The sequence below is a fragment of the Veillonella sp. 3_1_44 genome, assembly GCF_000163715.1.
Taxonomy (GTDB): domain Bacteria; phylum Bacillota; class Negativicutes; order Veillonellales; family Veillonellaceae; genus Veillonella; species Veillonella parvula_A.
In genome coordinates this window covers 246796-263645 of sequence record NZ_GG770199.1, presented here as the reverse complement: position 1 = coordinate 263645, position 16850 = coordinate 246796, and the positions used below count along the sequence as shown (strand labels likewise).

General features: G+C 36.9%; 17 protein-coding genes and 1 riboswitch. Of the genes, 1 reads left to right on the top strand and 16 read right to left on the bottom strand.

Annotated elements, in window-relative coordinates; translation table 11 throughout:
• Nucleotides 1-3: 3 nt before the first annotated feature.
• From rsmB to HMPREF0873_RS01180, 12 genes are all read right to left on the bottom strand, one after another.
• Nucleotides 4-1359 (bottom strand): 16S rRNA (cytosine(967)-C(5))-methyltransferase RsmB, encoded by a 1356-nt coding sequence (gene rsmB / locus HMPREF0873_RS01235; protein WP_004695675.1) that lies wholly within the window; start codon nucleotides 1357-1359, stop codon nucleotides 4-6.
• Nucleotides 1340-2134, bottom strand: coding sequence for a DUF116 domain-containing protein (locus HMPREF0873_RS01230; RefSeq protein WP_004695673.1), 795 nt, complete (start codon nucleotides 2132-2134; stop codon nucleotides 1340-1342). Before HMPREF0873_RS01230 ends, rsmB begins: the two co-directional genes overlap by 20 nt.
• Complete coding sequence (gene fmt / locus HMPREF0873_RS01225) at nucleotides 2118-3128, bottom strand: methionyl-tRNA formyltransferase (protein WP_004695671.1); 1011 nt, start codon at nucleotides 3126-3128, stop codon at nucleotides 2118-2120. The genes HMPREF0873_RS01230 and fmt overlap by 17 nt, the downstream gene beginning before the upstream one ends.
• Entirely contained in the window at nucleotides 3121-3609 is a 489-nt protein-coding gene (gene def / locus HMPREF0873_RS01220) for a peptide deformylase (protein ID WP_004695669.1), read from the bottom strand. The genes fmt and def overlap by 8 nt, the downstream gene beginning before the upstream one ends.
• Nucleotides 3610-3622: 13 nt before the next feature.
• Entirely contained in the window at nucleotides 3623-5806 is a 2184-nt protein-coding gene (gene priA / locus HMPREF0873_RS01215) for a primosomal protein N' (RefSeq protein ID WP_008713839.1), read from the bottom strand.
• A 62-nt stretch (nucleotides 5807-5868) separates the two neighbouring features.
• A complete protein-coding gene (gene metK, locus HMPREF0873_RS01210; protein WP_004695665.1) occupies nucleotides 5869-7059 on the bottom strand; it encodes a methionine adenosyltransferase in 1191 nt (396 codons plus the stop codon).
• Nucleotides 7060-7108: 49 nt separating this feature from the next.
• A riboswitch (SAM riboswitch) is annotated at nucleotides 7109-7209 on the bottom strand.
• Nucleotides 7210-7253: 44 nt separating this feature from the next.
• Nucleotides 7254-8918, bottom strand: coding sequence for a SulP family inorganic anion transporter (locus HMPREF0873_RS01205; protein WP_038125349.1), 1665 nt, complete (start codon nucleotides 8916-8918; stop codon nucleotides 7254-7256).
• Nucleotides 8919-8969: 51 nt separating this feature from the next.
• A complete protein-coding gene (gene coaBC / locus HMPREF0873_RS01200) occupies nucleotides 8970-10169 on the bottom strand; it encodes a bifunctional phosphopantothenoylcysteine decarboxylase/phosphopantothenate--cysteine ligase CoaBC (RefSeq protein ID WP_008713835.1) in 1200 nt (399 codons plus the stop codon).
• A gap of 52 nt (nucleotides 10170-10221) precedes the next feature.
• On the bottom strand, nucleotides 10222-10437 hold the full coding sequence (gene rpoZ, locus HMPREF0873_RS01195) for a DNA-directed RNA polymerase subunit omega (protein ID WP_004695660.1): 216 nt from the start codon (nucleotides 10435-10437) through the stop codon (nucleotides 10222-10224).
• A gap of 4 nt (nucleotides 10438-10441) precedes the next feature.
• On the bottom strand, nucleotides 10442-11071 hold the full coding sequence (gene gmk, locus HMPREF0873_RS01190; RefSeq protein ID WP_004695659.1) for a guanylate kinase: 630 nt from the start codon (nucleotides 11069-11071) through the stop codon (nucleotides 10442-10444).
• An 8-nt stretch (nucleotides 11072-11079) separates the two neighbouring features.
• The gene (gene remA, locus HMPREF0873_RS01185) at nucleotides 11080-11349 is read right to left on the bottom strand and encodes an extracellular matrix/biofilm regulator RemA (RefSeq protein ID WP_004695657.1); all 270 of its coding nucleotides are present in this window, start codon (nucleotides 11347-11349) and stop codon (nucleotides 11080-11082) included.
• A 14-nt stretch (nucleotides 11350-11363) separates the two neighbouring features.
• Complete coding sequence (locus tag HMPREF0873_RS01180) at nucleotides 11364-12245, bottom strand: YicC/YloC family endoribonuclease (protein ID WP_008713833.1); 882 nt, start codon at nucleotides 12243-12245, stop codon at nucleotides 11364-11366.
• A gap of 127 nt (nucleotides 12246-12372) precedes the next feature.
• Between HMPREF0873_RS01180 and HMPREF0873_RS01175 the strand changes: the two genes are divergently transcribed.
• Nucleotides 12373-14088: an NFACT family protein gene (locus tag HMPREF0873_RS01175; protein ID WP_008713830.1), complete on the top strand. Its 1716-nt coding sequence runs from the start codon at nucleotides 12373-12375 to the stop codon at nucleotides 14086-14088.
• 167 nt (nucleotides 14089-14255) lie between these two features.
• Here HMPREF0873_RS01175 and HMPREF0873_RS01170 read toward each other — a convergent pair whose 3' ends face one another.
• The 4 genes from HMPREF0873_RS01170 to HMPREF0873_RS01155 form a co-directional block, all read right to left on the bottom strand.
• A complete protein-coding gene (locus HMPREF0873_RS01170; RefSeq protein ID WP_004693228.1) occupies nucleotides 14256-14723 on the bottom strand; it encodes a hypothetical protein in 468 nt (155 codons plus the stop codon).
• 11 nt (nucleotides 14724-14734) lie between these two features.
• Nucleotides 14735-15226 carry a pantetheine-phosphate adenylyltransferase gene (gene coaD / locus HMPREF0873_RS01165; protein ID WP_004693226.1) on the bottom strand — a complete coding sequence of 164 codons (492 nt, stop codon included), beginning with the start codon at nucleotides 15224-15226 and terminating at the stop codon, nucleotides 14735-14737.
• A 4-nt stretch (nucleotides 15227-15230) separates the two neighbouring features.
• Nucleotides 15231-15782: a 16S rRNA (guanine(966)-N(2))-methyltransferase RsmD gene (gene rsmD / locus HMPREF0873_RS01160; protein WP_008713828.1), complete on the bottom strand. Its 552-nt coding sequence runs from the start codon at nucleotides 15780-15782 to the stop codon at nucleotides 15231-15233.
• A 67-nt stretch (nucleotides 15783-15849) separates the two neighbouring features.
• On the bottom strand, nucleotides 15850-16848 hold the full coding sequence (locus HMPREF0873_RS01155) for an NAD(P)H-dependent glycerol-3-phosphate dehydrogenase (RefSeq protein ID WP_004693223.1): 999 nt from the start codon (nucleotides 16846-16848) through the stop codon (nucleotides 15850-15852).
• Between the last annotated feature and the right edge of the window lie 2 nt (nucleotides 16849-16850).

Below are 16850 nucleotides of genomic sequence, written 5' to 3'. Positions count from 1 at the left end.
ATATTATGATAAGCGTTTCATGCGAGCCATAAAGAAACCATCCATATGATCTCGCGGTGGATAGGTTGTAATCATACCATCTATAGCTTGTGGTGCCCCTTTATATGATACAGGATCGATGATAAAGTTCTTATGAATTGCCAAGAATTTATTTAGAACAGCTTCATTTTCACCACTATTCATAGTACATGTGGAATATACTAAATATCCATTAACCTTAACCATTTCAGAAGCTTTTTCTAATATTTCAAGTTGTAACGGCGGCAACTCAATAAGTAAAGACTCTGTTTTACGCCAACGCATGTCTAATTTCTTTTGTAATATACCTAGACCAGAACAAGGAGCATCAACTAAGACGCGATCAAATTGTTCTTTCCAATTATCAGGAAGATAACGACCATCTTGAAGCTTAGTAGAAATAATAGATACACCTAATCGCTCAGCATTTTGATTAATCAGTTCTAATTTATGGTCGTAAATATCACAACTCATAATAGCTCCTGTATTATTCATAAGACTTGCCATATGCATAGACTTGCCACCTGGTGCAGCACAACAGTCTAAGATAAGCTCTCCTGGTTGAGGATCTACCACATGGGCTACTAACATAGATGCTTTATCCATAAAAGTAATATGACCTTCTAAAACAGGTTTAGCTTTTTCTAAATGACCTTGATGTCCATCAATATAAACTACTTCAGGAATATATGTATCCTGTTCTACAATCCAATCTAAATCTTCTAATTCTTTTAAACAATCCTCAATAGATACTTTCACTGTATTTATGCGAGCCGTCAAACGAGGTTGTTCATTAAACCAAGAACAAAGATCTACGGTCTTATCTTTTCCCATTTCTTTTATCCATAAGTTGACAAGCCATAATGGTTGATTGTAGATAAAGGAAATTTCTTCAGCTTCGGACTTAGCTAGTTCACCGATAGAAATGCTATCACTTTCACGTAAAACCGAACGCAAAACAGCATTTACAAAACCAGATAAACCTCTAGTTAGCTTTTTGGCGAGTTTAACAGATTCGTTAACAGCCGCACTTTCAGGAACCTTATCCATATAGATAATTTGATAAATACCAAGTCTAAGGATTTCCACAACCATAGAAGATAGTTTCTTTAAGGGTCGCTTTGCAAAGTGAACAATAATAGCATCCAAGTAATTTTTTCTACGAATGACCCCATACACAAGTTCAGTAAAGAATCTTCGATCTAAATCGGATAGATGATATTTCTGTAAATACTCTTGCAACTTTATATTTGCATAAGCACCATTGCGATTAATTTCACTCAATGCTTTTACAGCGAGCAATCGAATATTTTGTTGTTGATTAGTCTTTACCTCTATCATTACTATTCCTACCAATCAATTGTTCTACTACTGCTCGAACACGTTCAGAATCGACTGTTGTATTACAACATGGCCCATTAGGACGTTCATTTAATACCCCAATAACTGGGATGGGAAATACATCAGCCATTCCACTTGCTAAATCTCGTTCGCAAGCTATTGCTACAATAGCTTTTGGGCGTGCTTCCTTTACCTTCATCCGCGCTAAGGTGCCTCCAGTGACAACTATAAATTGACAACCATAGTCCTTAGCCACTTGCAACAAATTACCAACCTGGCATCGCCCACACTGCTTACAATTATATACATCATGTGTAACCTTATGAACACACGAACTTTCTTGTAAACAGTGAGGAGTTAATAATAATATACGTTCTGGATCTACCGTATACATATCTAGCATTACTAAATGATTGATTAAATCAATCATAGACTGGCGGAGTTGATCCTTAGTAACCCCTCTCACCTTACCAATCGCCAAAGTTAATGGAAATAATCCATAAATAAACTGATTGGCTAGTCTTAAAACAATAGGATGTAACCTTATAATACCTGTGCTAGCAACAATTAAAGATAAGCACAAAATCCATATAATAGCAATAAGTATAGATATAACTACACTACTTATAATTGATGCAAATGGATGCAATTGTAAAAGTCCTGGTTCTAATATATACATTAGAAAGGCTAGTACTGCTGTGAGCAAAGCACATGTAATAGTTGATAAAATCAAGTATAACGGATACGTTTCGTACTGCTTATATTGAGTCCCCAAAAACGATACCTTCCTTTATTTGATGACCATTTATAAAATCAATTGCAGAAATGCGTTTTTTATTTTCTGGTTGGACTTCTGTTAATAGAATTATATTTCCATCACCACAAAATACACCTAAACCGGCTATTTTAGATACGATTGTACCAGGCACAGTTGTGGCTGATATAGCAATTGGTACATGTTTACCATGGACATCTATCAAACAGTGAGTCGTATCACTGGGAACCACTTCTCCAGACCATACTTTTAAACGTTTTCCATCGAGATATGTATAACATCCAGGTGCTGGATTAAGTCCTCTAATGAGATTTGCAATTTCATTAGCCGGCTTAGACCAGTCGATCTGCCCCATTTCCTTTGTAATCTTAGTAGTATGTGTAGCCATTGAATCATCTTGTGGTGTAGCCACAATTTCTCCATTAACCCAACGAGTTAATACAGGCACTATAGTTTCACCCCCCAGTACAGCTATACGTTCAAATAACTGTCCTGTCGTTTCACCGGGTAAAATATCTATCTCCACAATGTCAATGATATCACCTGTATCAAGGCCATCATCCATATGCATTATGGTAACACCCGTTTTAGAGTCTCCATTAAGAATTGCATAATGAATTGGCGCAGCGCCTCTATAACTAGGTAAAATAGAGGCATGAACATTAATACAACCATATTGCGGCAATCGAATAAGCCAAGGAGGTAATATTTTACCATACGCAATAACAATCACTACATCTGGTTGTAATGCTTCTAATTCGGCTCTCACTTGTTCATCACGCAAAGTGACTGGTTGATATACAGGCAAGTCATGCTCTAAAGCAGCTACTTTTACAGGGGGCATTTGAACTTGTTTACCACGCCCTTTTTGTTTATCAGGCTGGCAATACACACCGACAATAGAATGACCAGCTTGAATCAAAGCCTCTAAGGTAGGCACAGAAAAGTCTGGTGTCCCCATAAAAACGATGCGTAATTGTTTATTATCAGACAATTTCTTTCTCCTCTGGATGATCAGTAATTAATCGTAAGTTAGTTGCTTTTTCAATAAACAAATGACCTTCCAAGTGATCAATTTCATGTTGGAAAATACGCGCCAAAAAACCTTCAGCTTTTATAGTTACCTTCTTATTATGTGGATCAATACCTTTAACAGTGACTTTATTAAATCGTTCCACATCTCCGAAATATCCTGGCACACTTAAGCATCCTTCAGGTCCAACTTGAGAACCTTCAGCATGAGTGATTTCAGGGTTAATTAGCGCAATAAGACCACTACCAGATTGGTCATCTACAACGATAATACGTTTAGCTACAGCCACTTGAGGTGCTGCAAGACCAACCCCTTCAGTCTTATACATAGTTTCAGCCATATCATCGATAAGGGCTCTAAGTTTTTTATTAACATGTTCTACAGGTTCCGCCACTTGTTTTAAAACGGGATGACCTGCTTTCACAACATCTAATACAGCCATTGATACTCCTACACTACACGGGATCCACGTCAATCAGCAGTCCTTCTTGCGTGAAAATCCATGAGTTATATATATATTCTTTCAAATTCGTTAAATCTGTACCGCGAATCATAATAGCTAAACGATACATATCGCGCACTTTTTTTATAGGCGCTTCATAAGGACCATTAATCAAAATATCCTGATTTCCTTTATAAGACTCCAAGTCATCGACAATACGATTTGCTATAGACTCTAATGTTTTCATATCTTGATGACGCACAACCATATGAATCATTTCGCGAAATGGAGGATATCCTAAAGCTTTACGGTTTTGAATTTCTTCATTGTAAAAGCCTATATAATCATGAGCCTTACTCTTTATTATAGCATAATTTAAAGGATTATATGTTTGTATTACAACGCTACCCGGTTTTTCACCCCTACCGGCACGTCCAGAGGTTTGAGTAAGTAAATCAAAAGTTCGTTCTGAAGCTGTATAAACAGGAATATTCAAAACTGAATCGGCTGTTAAAATACCAACAGCTGTTACATCTTTAAAGTCATGTCCTTTAGATACCATTTGTGTTCCCAACAAAATATCATATTTATGAGCCCCAAAGTCATGTAAAATATCTTCTGCTAATTGCTTATTTTTTGTCACATCTTGATCAAGACGAGCAATGCGGGCCGATTTAAAGTGACGACGTAACTCTTCCTCTACCTTTTGTGTGCCTGAACCAAAAAACTTAATCCTCTTACTATTACATTTGGGACAAACAGTTGGAATTGGTTCATGATGTTCACAATAATGACAACGCAATTCTTCACCAGCTTGGTGATAAACCATAGCTACATCACAATGAGGACACATAATAGTTTCCCCACAATCCCGGCACATAACAAAAGTATTATAACCACGTCTATTTAACAGAATAATCATTTGATTATGCTCATCTAATGTATGTTGAATTAAGCGACTCATGGCATCAGAAAAAACGGAGTAATTTCCATGAAGAATTTCTTCCTTCATATCTACTATAGTAACCTTCGGCATAGATTGCTCAAAAATGCGATTTGGCAACTCTAGTAAATGATACTCCCCTTGCTTAGCTTTATAGTACGAAGTAACAGATGGTGTAGCAGAACCTAAAATAACGGGACAACCATGTGCCTCAGCACGCCACAATGCCACGTTACGTGCATGATATCGAACCATATCCTCTTGTTTATAAGATGTATCATGTTCTTCATCGACCACAATAAGGCCGATATCCTCAGCTGGCGCAAATACGGCAGAACGAGCGCCAATAATAATGTGACTATCCTTACGGCGCAAACGCTCCCAATTATTGTTCCGTTGTTGTACCGTCAATTTACTATGAAATACTACGACTTCGTCACCAAAAGTTTCTACAAATCGTTTCACAATTTGATCAGTCAATATAATTTCAGGTACTAAAATAATAGCCGTCTTATCCTGACTAATACATCTTGCTGTAGCACGTAAATATAATTGAGTCTTACCACTACCAGTGACACCATGAAGTAAAAAGGTTTTATGTTCATGGCTATTCATTGCATCTTGTATTGGTCCATATACAGCTTGTTGAGCTTCAGTAAGAGGAATATTAACTTCTTCTGTTAAAAGCTCATCAAATGTTGTTTTTGTGGCTTTAAAACGAGCTTCAACGACAATACCTTTAGCTTCACTCACTTGTTTAATGACCATACGAGAATAGCCTTTAGCTAGTAGTAATGCCTTAGATGCTCCGCCCACTTCAAGTAAGTATTTTGCTAATTCTCGTTGCTTCTTTTTTCGTTCACTAAATTGTGCCACCGAAAATTCTGGCATGACTACTAACCATTCTTCCTTTGGTGCCTCGTAAGATTTTAATGTCTTATTCACTGTAAACAATCGCAATGCATCGCCATAAGAGAATAAATAATACTCATTTAGACGGCGGGCCGTATCCATCATTTCCGGTGTAAACCAAGGTTCGCTATCTAATACTTGCACAATATTTCGTAAAGTGAACTCTGGTGGCTCAACTAACTCGTCGTAACCAATAAGAATGCCTTCTTCACGACTATGTCCTAAAGGAATGAGTACGCGCGTACCAGGTAAGACATTACCAAACTTTTCAGGCATTAAATAGCTCAAAGGTTTATGAAGTTGTTTGGCCGGTCTGTTAATTATAACTTGTGCTACGCGCATACATTTTTTCCTTTCGTTTATTATAAAAGGTCTCAGTAGAAATTCTACCAAGACCTTTTGTATTATAAGCCAGCTTCTTCTTTTAGAATTTGTGCTTTATCTGTACGTTCCCAAGGTAAATCCACATCAGTTCTACCAAAGTGACCATACGCTGCAGTTTTGCGATAATGAGGCTTTAACAAATCAAGCATTTCAATGATTCCTGCTGGACGAAGGTCGAAATGTTTTTTAACAAGCTCTTGAATTTTTGTTTCCTCTATGCGACCTGTACCAAAAGTATCAACTAAAATAGATACAGGATGAGCAACCCCAATTGCATAAGCAACTTGCACTTCACATTTATCAGCAAGACCTGCTGCTACAACATTTTTAGCTACATAACGCGCTGCGTATGCTGCAGAACGGTCCACCTTAGATGGATCCTTACCAGAAAATGCACCGCCACCATGACGGGCCATACCACCGTATGTATCTACAATAATTTTACGGCCAGTTAAACCAGCATCTCCATGAGGTCCTCCAATTACGAAACGACCAGTTGGATTGATGAAGTATTTAGTATTTTCATCAACGAATTCAGCAGGCAACGCTGCGTCAATTACATAACGCTTCAAATCGGCTTTAATTTGTTCTTGGGTAACTTCAGGGCTATGTTGCGTAGAAATAACAATTGTATCAATGCGCTTAGGTTTACCATCAACATATTCTACAGTAACTTGAGTCTTACCGTCTGGACGTAAGTAAGTTAAGGTCCCATCCTTACGAACTTCTGTAAGTCGACGAGATAAACGATGTGCCAAGGAAATTGGCAAAGGCATGAGTTCAGGTGTTTCATTAGATGCATAGCCAAACATCATACCTTGGTCACCAGCACCGATTTTATCAAGCACTTCACCATTGCCATCTTTTGATTCAAGTGCTTCATCAACACCCATGGCGATATCCGCAGATTGTTCATCGATGGATACAAGTACACCACAAGTATCACAATCAAAACCAAATTTTGCACGAGTATAACCAATTTCACGAATTGTATCACGTACGATGCGAGGAATATCTACATATGTGTGAGTAGAAATTTCACCTACTACATGAACTAAACCAGTAGTAACTAAAGTTTCACAAGCCACACGAGCAGTTGGATCCTTTTCAATAATCGCATCCAAAACAGCATCAGAAATTTGGTCAGCTATTTTATCTGGATGGCCTTCAGTAACAGATTCAGAAGTAAAAAACATATGTTTTTCAGCCATTTTATCCTCCTAATACGAAAAAAAGTCTCTCATGCACTCATGAGAGACCCTCCCATCTAACGACATTTGTCATAGGAATTAGCACCTTTTCCGCTTGGAATGGTTGCTGTAGCTTCACAGGGCCTATCCCTCCACTACTCTTGATGAGTTACAGAAATATTATAGTGTATTTACAGTGAGAAAGCAAGTCATTATTATACCTCTCTTGCCTCTTTTAAAGCTAAATCATGTTCAGCCTTATGAAGGGCACTTTCAAACTGACGATACATATGATGACGGCCCAGAATATCCAAGAAATCAGATTTATACATCTCTCTACGTATATCGTAACTCACATCACTAAGCAAAACTTCTATGCCTCTTTTTTGAAGTTCTTCAATAATACCTCGTAAAATACGTAAACCCGTTAAATCTACAAATGGTACTTTTACAAAACGAATGATTAAATATTTAGGATCTTTATGTATAGAGTTTAACGCTCTATCAAATGCACTTATAGCACCAAAGAATAATGGGCCTTCTACAGTGTATACCATTATTTCTGGATGGATTGTAATCTCATGCCTAATCTGTGCTGATAATTCGGCACTACTTGCTTCATGCACATCAATTGTATTAACCATTTTGCGCATAAACTGCAACACTGCAAGTACTACACCTACATTTACAGCTACTACTAAATCCGTAAAAATAGTCAGGAAAAAGGTAAGCAATAATATTATTTGATCTGGACGAGGTGCGAGAATAAGCATTCGTATAAAACGTGGTACATCACTCATATTGTAGGCTACTACAAATAATATGGCTGCCATAGATGCCAACGGAATATACACTGCATATGGGGCTAAAAATAAAAGAATGGCACCTAATGTAATGGCATGAACAATACCTGCCACCGGAGAATTACCACCTTGACGAATATTTGTAGCAGTTCGCGCAATAGCACCGGTTGATGCAATTCCACCAAACAATGGCGCAAATATATTAGCTAATCCTTGTCCAAATAATTCAGTATTAGATTCATGCTTGGTGCCACTCATACCATCAGCAACAACTGCAGACAATAAGGATTCAATAGCGCCTAGCATGGCAATTGTAAAAGCCGGCCCGATTAAGGATAAGATTTTATCAAAACTCAATTTTGGTACAGAAAATTCTGGCAAACCTTGAGGTATGCCACCAAATGCACTACCAATGGTTAAAACCGTAGGAAATTGGTAGATAGCTTGAATAACCGTAGCAACAATCATAGCTACAATGGGAGCTGGAACTTTATTAATATATGGGATTTTAGGTAAAACTAACAGTAGACTTAAGCTTAAGAGCGCAATCCCCAATGTAGGTAAGTCAGAGTATGGTAAGGACTGAATCATAGCCCATAATTTTTCATGGAAATGAGCCATATAAGGCAACGGTGGAAATCCAAAGAAATATGGCCATTGCCCTACCCAGATCGTAACACCAATACCTGCTGTAAAACCCATAATAACAGGTGTCGGTATAAACCGAATGACTGTCCCTAACTTTGCAACGCTCATTAAAACCAGAATAATCCCTGCCATCATGGTCGCAATTTGTAAACCTTCAAAGCCATAATTGACAACGATACTGCTCAATAGAACGATAAATGCCCCTGTAGGGCCCGCAATCTGAACAGGGGAGCCACCAAACAAGGATACAAATATACCTGCAATGATTGCCGTATAAATGCCCGCTTGCGGTGTAACTCCACTAGCAATAGCAAAGGCCATTGCTAGAGGCAGAGCCACAACCCCTACGACCAATCCGGCGATAATATTATTACTCCATTTTCCCTTTCCTAAGGAGCCCTCTAAATACGCTTTTTGTATAGCAAACATATAACAAAAACACACCCTTCTTAAAAGAACACACACAAGAATTAATTTATGTTAGCTATGTTTGTTTGCTACTAAGTCAATAACTTCTCTAAGGATATGTCGAGCAAGGTCAGATTTTTTCATATTAAGCATTTCTTTAGGCTCTTTATCAGGATATAAAAAATAGCCTTCATTCGTATCTACATTAAAACCTGCATTCGATTTGCTTACATCATTGGCCACAAGCATATCTAGATTTTTTTTAGCCACTTTATCCTGACCATACTTGATTACATGTTCTGTTTCTGCCGCAAAACCAACAAGAATTTGATGACTTTTTTTAGAGCCCAACCCTTGTAGAATATCTGGATTTTTTACAAGTTCTATGGTCATAGACTCCATTTTTTTTATTTTTTGCTCTGCTTTATGAAGGACTCTAAAGTCAGAAACAGCGGCAGCCATAATAACTACATTAACATCATTATAACGAGCTTCAACAGCCTCCTGCATAGATACCGCAGAATCTACAGAAATAAAGTCTACGCCACTTGGTATAGGCAAGGATGTGGGAGCACTTACTAATATCACCTTAGCCCCCATGTGTGCAGCCTGTTCTGCAATGGCATATCCCATCTTACCGCTAGAACGATTTCCAATATACCGAACAGGATCAATACTCTCCTGTGTTCCGCCAGCTGTAACAAGTATAGTAGTACCTTCAAGCTCATTGGTGCTGCACATTTTAGCTTCTAGCCAATCCACAATTGCTTCGGGCTCCGGTAAACGTCCTACACCAGTAATACCACAAGCTAACCAGCCTTCTGCAGGGTCCATAATATGGTACCCCAAAGAACGTAATCCTTCTAAATTGCGTTGAGTAATAGGATTATTATACATTTCTGTATTCATAGCAGGACAAAGATACTTAGGTGCTGTGGTAGCCATAATTGTTGTAGTTAACATATCATCAGCAATGCCTGCATAAATTTTTCCGATCACATTTGCTGTTGCAGGCACAACTACATATGCATCTGCCCAAGTGGCCAGTGCAATATGTTCTACATCCCACTGATGAACTTGTTCAAACATGTCTAGAGCTACAGGATGTCCACTGATTTCGCCAAATGTTAAAGGTGACGCAATATACGTTGCATTTTGTGTCATTACAACCTTTACTTCAGCCCCTTTTTTACGAAGTCTGCTTACCACTTCAATTGCCTTATACGCTGCAATACCTGCAGATACTGCGACAATGATATGTTTTCCGCGCATGTTCTTCTCCTTTTAAAAATTCCTTGTATCAATGATACAAGGAATTGATTTTTTATTTAATGCCTTCTTTAGTGCGTTTATATGTCACTTCACCTTCAGCAATTTCATAAAATGCCAAAGATACAGGCTTGTCAGTCGCATGTGTAGATTCTGCTAAGCAAGGTTCGCCATCTGTTAATTCGCGAGCGCGTTTAGCCGCTAAAGTCACCAATGTATATTTGCTATCTACTTGGCTTTCCAATTTTTTTAATGGAGGTTTTACCATCATACTATCACTTCTCCTTAGACTCTTGATATTGTTTATAAATATATTGAATTTGCTCTTTATTACGACTAATCTTACAAGACTCAGCTCGCAAGATAGAGGCAACCTTTTCAGAAGCCTCTGCTAAATCATCATTTACGACGATATAGTCATAACGATGAGCTAAGGCCAATTCTGAACAAGCCAATGACAATCGTTTATCAATGACTTCTTTAGCATCTGTGCCACGATTATGTAAACGTTCAGATAACTCAGATAGTGAAGGCGGTACAATGTAAATAAATACAGCATCGCTAAAACGTTCCTTAACCTGCATAGCGCCTTGAATATCGATTTCTAATAGTACACTTTTTCCATCATCTAATAAATCCATTACATGTTGTTTTGGAGTACCATAGTAATTATCATATACCTTAGCATATTCTAAGAATGCGTCTTCACTAAGTAAAGACTCAAATTCCTCTTTAGAGCGGAAGAAATAGTTAATTCCTTCCTTTTCACCCACACGTGGAGCACGGGTTGTCATAGAAACGGAATAAACTAAATTAGGCATTTCTTTACGAATATTCGCACAAATCGTACCCTTACCTGCGCCAGATGGCCCGGATATAACGATTAATAATCCTCTGTCTGACATATGCACTCCTATGATTCCACTGTATCTACATCCACATCATGTTGCACAAGTCGATGTGCTACGGTTTCAGGTTGAATTGCAGATAATACAATTTGACCACTATCCATAACTAATACAGCACGTGTCTTACGACCATATGTGGCATCAATGAGCAATCCCTTGTCTCTAGCATCTTGAACCATCCGCTTTATAGGGGCGGATTCAGGACTAATAATAGCCATAACACGGTTAGCAGATACCATATTACCAAAGCCTATATTCAGTAATTGAATACTCATTCATAGACCTCCTATTACTCTACATTCTGTACTTGTTCTCTAATTTTCTCTAACTCACATTTAAGTTGAACCACAAGCTCAGTAATAATCGAATCCATTGCTTTGGAGCCGATTGTATTTACCTCACGATTCATTTCTTGCAAAATAAAATCGACCTTACGACCGATTGAGTTTGTATCTGCAAGTGTATTTTTTAATTGTACCACATGAGAGGTAAATCGGACAATCTCTTCCGTAATATCCGTCTTATCAGCTAATAGAGCAATCTCTTGTATAAAACGATCCTCACTAATACTCGCTTCTAAAGAAACTAAATATTCCTGAATTTTAGTTTTTATGTGTTCGCGATATGCTTCTACAGCACCAGATTTATTAGTGTCAATTTTAGTAATGATCATTTCAAGTGTATCGATACGATCTAATAAATCCTGCTTGATATGTTGACCTTCCGCAGTTCGCATTGCTATTAAAGCATCTAATGCTTGAGTCGTTGCTTCTTTTACAATATCTGATAGAACATCTTCTCCAATTGGTGTATCTTGTTGTTGAACCCATTCGGTAGAAATCGAATTTACAGCTTGTAAAGGTACCTTTTTAGAATCATCATAGAATTCTTCTTGTACCAACAACTCTTGTATTTGTTTTCTCAATACACTATTAATAGTAAAAGTTTTAGGTCGCTCCCCTGTATCTAAAATAGAAACTGATACCTCAACCTTACCACGAGTAATACGATCTTGTATCATTCCACGAATAGTACTTTCAAAAGGATTCATTTGTTTTGGACTACGAATAAACAGATCCAAGAAGCGAGCGTTTACGGACTTAATTTCTACCGTACAGGTAATGCCATCTTTGGTTGCTGTGCCAGAACCAAAACCGGTCATACTTTTCATAAATCATCCTCCTTAGTAGTTTTTATTATTGTACCACGAATTACACAATCCGTGTTTAAATACTAAGAATTATATGTACACTATGGTATACTAAACTATACTTCTAAATATATTTGAAAGGAGTACTATGAATTTAGACGGACTTACCATGTCTGTACTCGCTAAAGAATTAAACGAGCGACTACAAACAGGTCAAATACAAAAACTATATCAAATAGATAAAACTACATTATTATTTAAAGTTCGAGCACTTAACGAAGACCAAAACTTAATTATTACCGTAGGTGCCACACCAGCAATGTATCTTAGCCAACCACTTCAAGATCTACCAAAAGAACCAAGCTCACTTTGCATGTTCTTACGAAAGCATATTGAAGGTAGCCGCATCGTAAAGGTGGAACAAATCAACGGCGACCGTATCATGTGTATCCAAACGGATAAACTAGAAATGGATGGTTCTATTACGAGTACATATATTTATATTGAATTAATGGGCAAATATTCCAACTGTATCTTCGTACAAGACGGTATTATTTTAGAGTCCTTAATTCACGTTTCCCCTCTCATGAACCGTGAACGTATTATTAGTCCAAAATTACAGTATGATTTACCACCTAATGCTAATCGCGTAAGTTTAATGGACTTTGATAATAATGAAATAAAAAATCTACTTACTTCCTTTGGTAATGGCTCTGTGCAGCAATCTATTCGAGCTATCTTTAATGGTTTTGGTAAACCTTTATTGGATGAACTTTTATATATTTCCAAATTAAGTGGTGAGGAAATCATAACTGATTTAGATACTTCTCAACTAGATACACTTGCTAAAGCCTTGTACAACCTCAAGGTAAAACTCGAAAATAGCAAAGGTTTGTTTACTTTAGTCAACGATAACAATAAAAAAGCTTACGCAAGTATTTTATTACATAACTATAAGGTATTAAAAGAATACAACACTATTTCTGAAGCCTTAGAGGAATCCATTCATAATACAAAAGCAATTCATACAGCTGATAAAGAGTTAGAAAAAATCTTAACAGCAGCCATCAAAAAGGAAGAAGGTCGCCATCAAAAGATTAAAGATGAATTAGAAGATACTAAGAAAATGGAAACCTATAAATTATATGGTGATCTTCTAATGATAAATGCACACCTTCAAGTGCAATATGAGCCTTCTATTGAATTACAAAATCTGCTCTCTGAAGAAAATGAAATGTTAACGATTCCTTTAAAGCCAAACTTAACGATTGTGGAAAATGCACAATGGTATTATAAGCTTTATACAAAACTAAAAAATCGTATGGTTAGTGGCGAGTTCCAACTCAATGCTAGTACTACAAAACTAGCATACTTACAATCTATTCTGTACAGCATCTCTTTAGCCACAACTCGTGAAAGCTTAGAAGAAATACGCAAAGAATGCATGGATGCAGGTATCATAAAAAAATCAAAAAAACCACTATCTTACAAGCTTGGCAAATCTAACTACATTCACTTAACAATTGATGAAGGTGAAATATTCATCGGTCGTAACAATCAACAAAACGAATATTTAACACACCGATTTGCAAAGCCAACTGACATTTGGTTCCATACACAGGATATCCAAGGTTCGCACCTTATTTTAAGACTCAATGTTGAGCCAGACGATATGATTCTATCTAAAGTAGCTCAATATGCAGCCTACTTCAGTAAAGCTCGTGATACTAGTAAGGTCCCAGTAGATTATACATACATTAAAAATATCAAAAAGCCACCTGGATCTCCTTTGGGATTTGTTATTTTTAATACCCATCAAACTATGATTGTGGAGCCTAAAAAGCCAGAAAACTATAATGAATGATAAAAAGCGAAGGTATCCCTTCGCTTTTATTTTTGGTTTATTATTTCGCTCACATTATTTTTTACATATTTATCTGAAAATTGATATTACTTATCTTAAGTTTTCTATGGAATTTAAAATATAAAAAAAGAGGCTAGATATAATATGATATCTAGCCTTTGTTTAAACTATTGGTTTTCTTCTGTACGTTGTTCAGTTTGTTTCAAACTTTCACGATTTTGACGCAAACTTTCCAATGTTTTTTCCAAGTTGTTTTCAACATATTTAAGAACATCACCAGCATATTGAATAGAACTAGCTTTCAACTCATCAGAGGATTGATTTGCTGCATTAATAATTTGATTCGCTTGTTCTTGAGCTTGTTTTACAAGTTCACTTTCAGCTGTCAATTTAGCAATGTAGTCTTTAGCTTGATCGATCAAAGTTTCAGCCTGACGTTGAGCATCAGCTAACACTTTATCTTTATCTGCTACAATACGACGAGATTCTTCAAGTTCCAAAGGTAAGGATTCCTGAATAGAATCAATAATACGCATAATTTCGTCTTCCTCAACCATACGTTTTGTAGTCATAGGAATACGGCTGCTAGATTCAATAAGAACCTCTAAATCTTCTAATAATTTTTCTGTTTTCATACAATTCACCCCTATTTATTATGGACCGTATTAAAGCGTTCTTCAAGTTTTTCCTTAACATCATCCGGAACAAGACCATCTAGCTTACCACCAAATTTAGCTAGTTCACGAATACCCGTGGAGCTGACAAAAGAGTATTTGTTATTTGTCATAATAAATACTGTTTCAATGTCATCATCCAAATATTTTGCAAATAATGCGCGCTGAAATTCATATTCAAAGTCGCTCAATGCACGTAATCCTCGAATAATAATAGTAGCATTCTTGGATTTAACATACTCATTGAGTAAGCCACCTGTACAATCAATTTCAACATTAGGAATATGTTTGACAGAATTTCGAATCATCTCAACCCGTTCTTCCATAGAAAATAAGGAATTTTTATTCGGATTTGAGCTGACAGCAATGATTAATTTATCAACCAATCGGCTGCCCCGTTCAAAAATATCAACATGTCCATTAGTAACTGGGTCAAAACTACCCGGACATACACCTATACGCACAGGTTTAGCTCCTTTCAGCTGTCTTTACAAAATAGGAAACCAACGTATAACCAAATTTCTGTTCTTTTATACATTCCCATGATTCTGGTAAGGTAAAAACCTCATCCTTATGATGTTCTAATAATAAAACACCTTCAGGTTTTAACAAATCATAGTTCACAACCAAATCTATAGTATCTTGTATAAATCCATTTTCATATGGCGGGTCAGAAAATATATAATCGAACTGTCGCCCTACTATATAATTTTTTAATTGTGAAAGTTTCCTCGGAATAATTTCTAACCGATCATCCACACGACAATGTTTAGCATTCTCTAAAATTAGTTTTCCCGTTTTAAAGTCCACTGCTACTGCATGTGCTGCACCACGACTTAAGGCTTCAATTGCTACTGCACCAGTGCCAGAAAATATATCTAGTATATCAGAACCAAATATACCTCTATTTGCTAATACATTAAATACACTTTCACGAACACGATCAAGTGTAGGTCTAGTATCTAATCCTTTAGGTGCTTTTATAGCATGTCCCTTAGCAGTTCCGCCAATAATTCGCATACAACCCTCACAAGATTATACTCATTAATTATAGTATATAAATAACCAAATTAAAAGTATCTTTTATTTATGATACTTCAATTTTAATATCACGCCCCATCAACTCAGCTAATGCTATGGATGGAGATTTTTTTTCGTATAAAACCTCATATAAAGCCTTCGTTATAGGCATTTCAATTTGATGTTTACAAGCCATTGTATAAATAATTTCTGTTGCGAAAAATCCTTCTACAACCATATTAGTATGATTAACAATAAAATCCATAGTCTTACCCTCGGCTAGTTTTTGACCAGCCGCACGGTTACGACCATGTGGGCTCATACAAGTAGCAATCAAATCCCCCATACCAGCAAGACCAGCATAGGTTTCTTTTTGGGCCCCTAAGGCCACCCCAAAGCGAGTCATCTCATGAAGACCACGTGTTAATAGTAAAGCCTTACAATTATCCCCTAAAGCTAAACCATCTGCAATACCAGCTGCAAGGGCAATGATGTTTTTCGTGGCTCCTGCTAGTTCAACACCAATCATATCAGTATTTGCATAAATTCTAAAATTTTGACTACATAATGCCTTTTGCAATGTTGTAGCTACCTCTAGGCTTTCAGTACTCAGCACAGATGCAGCAGGTAAGTTGCGACCAACCTCTTCTGCATGATTAGGTCCAGACAAAACCGCTAAATTACACCCTATGGTAGCAAGAACCTCTTTCATCACAGTCGTCAAAAGTTTGCCACTGGTTCGTTCTACACCTTTTGAACATAGAATATAGGCTTGATTTTTATGAGCATACGGTTTAATAGCCTCTAAACTGGTACGTACATGTACAGAAGGAGTAACCATTAATACCACTTCGGCATTACTAATACAGGCCTCTAAATCAGAACTATATTGTAATTCTTCTGGAAGTTTTACACCTGGTAAATAGTCTTTATTCTCTAAGTCTTTTGCAAGTTTATCTGCAAATTCTGGACGACGACAATATATAGTTGTAGTATTTCCAGCTAAAACGGATTTAATAGCAAGGGCCGTCCCCCAACTACCAGAGCCGATAACAACAACATTCATTC

Excerpts from the sequence above, each read along its gene's own strand:
- rsmB (WP_004695675.1), bottom strand. The coding sequence starts at position 1,359 with ATGATAGAGGTAAAGACTAATCAACAACAAAATATTCGATTGCTCGCT.
- def (WP_004695669.1), bottom strand. The coding sequence starts at position 3,609 with ATGGCTGTATTAGATGTTGTGAAAGCAGGTCATCCCGTTTTAAAACAA.
- priA (WP_008713839.1), bottom strand. The coding sequence starts at position 5,806 with ATGCGCGTAGCACAAGTTATAATTAACAGACCGGCCAAACAACTTCAT.
- metK (WP_004695665.1), bottom strand. The coding sequence starts at position 7,059 with ATGGCTGAAAAACATATGTTTTTTACTTCTGAATCTGTTACTGAAGGC.
- HMPREF0873_RS01205 (WP_038125349.1), bottom strand. The coding sequence starts at position 8,918 with ATGTTTGCTATACAAAAAGCGTATTTAGAGGGCTCCTTAGGAAAGGGA.
- coaBC (WP_008713835.1), bottom strand. The coding sequence starts at position 10,169 with ATGCGCGGAAAACATATCATTGTCGCAGTATCTGCAGGTATTGCAGCG.
- rpoZ (WP_004695660.1), bottom strand. The coding sequence starts at position 10,437 with ATGATGGTAAAACCTCCATTAAAAAAATTGGAAAGCCAAGTAGATAGC.
- gmk (WP_004695659.1), bottom strand. The coding sequence starts at position 11,071 with ATGTCAGACAGAGGATTATTAATCGTTATATCCGGGCCATCTGGCGCA.
- remA (WP_004695657.1), bottom strand. The coding sequence starts at position 11,349 with ATGAGTATTCAATTACTGAATATAGGCTTTGGTAATATGGTATCTGCT.
- HMPREF0873_RS01180 (WP_008713833.1), bottom strand. The coding sequence starts at position 12,245 with ATGAAAAGTATGACCGGTTTTGGTTCTGGCACAGCAACCAAAGATGGC.
- HMPREF0873_RS01175 (WP_008713830.1), top strand. The coding sequence starts at position 12,373 with ATGAATTTAGACGGACTTACCATGTCTGTACTCGCTAAAGAATTAAAC.
- HMPREF0873_RS01170 (WP_004693228.1), bottom strand. The coding sequence starts at position 14,723 with ATGAAAACAGAAAAATTATTAGAAGATTTAGAGGTTCTTATTGAATCT.
- rsmD (WP_008713828.1), bottom strand. The coding sequence starts at position 15,782 with ATGCGAATTATTGGCGGAACTGCTAAGGGACATGCTATAAAAGCACCT.
- HMPREF0873_RS01155 (WP_004693223.1), bottom strand. The coding sequence starts at position 16,848 with ATGAATGTTGTTGTTATCGGCTCTGGTAGTTGGGGGACGGCCCTTGCT.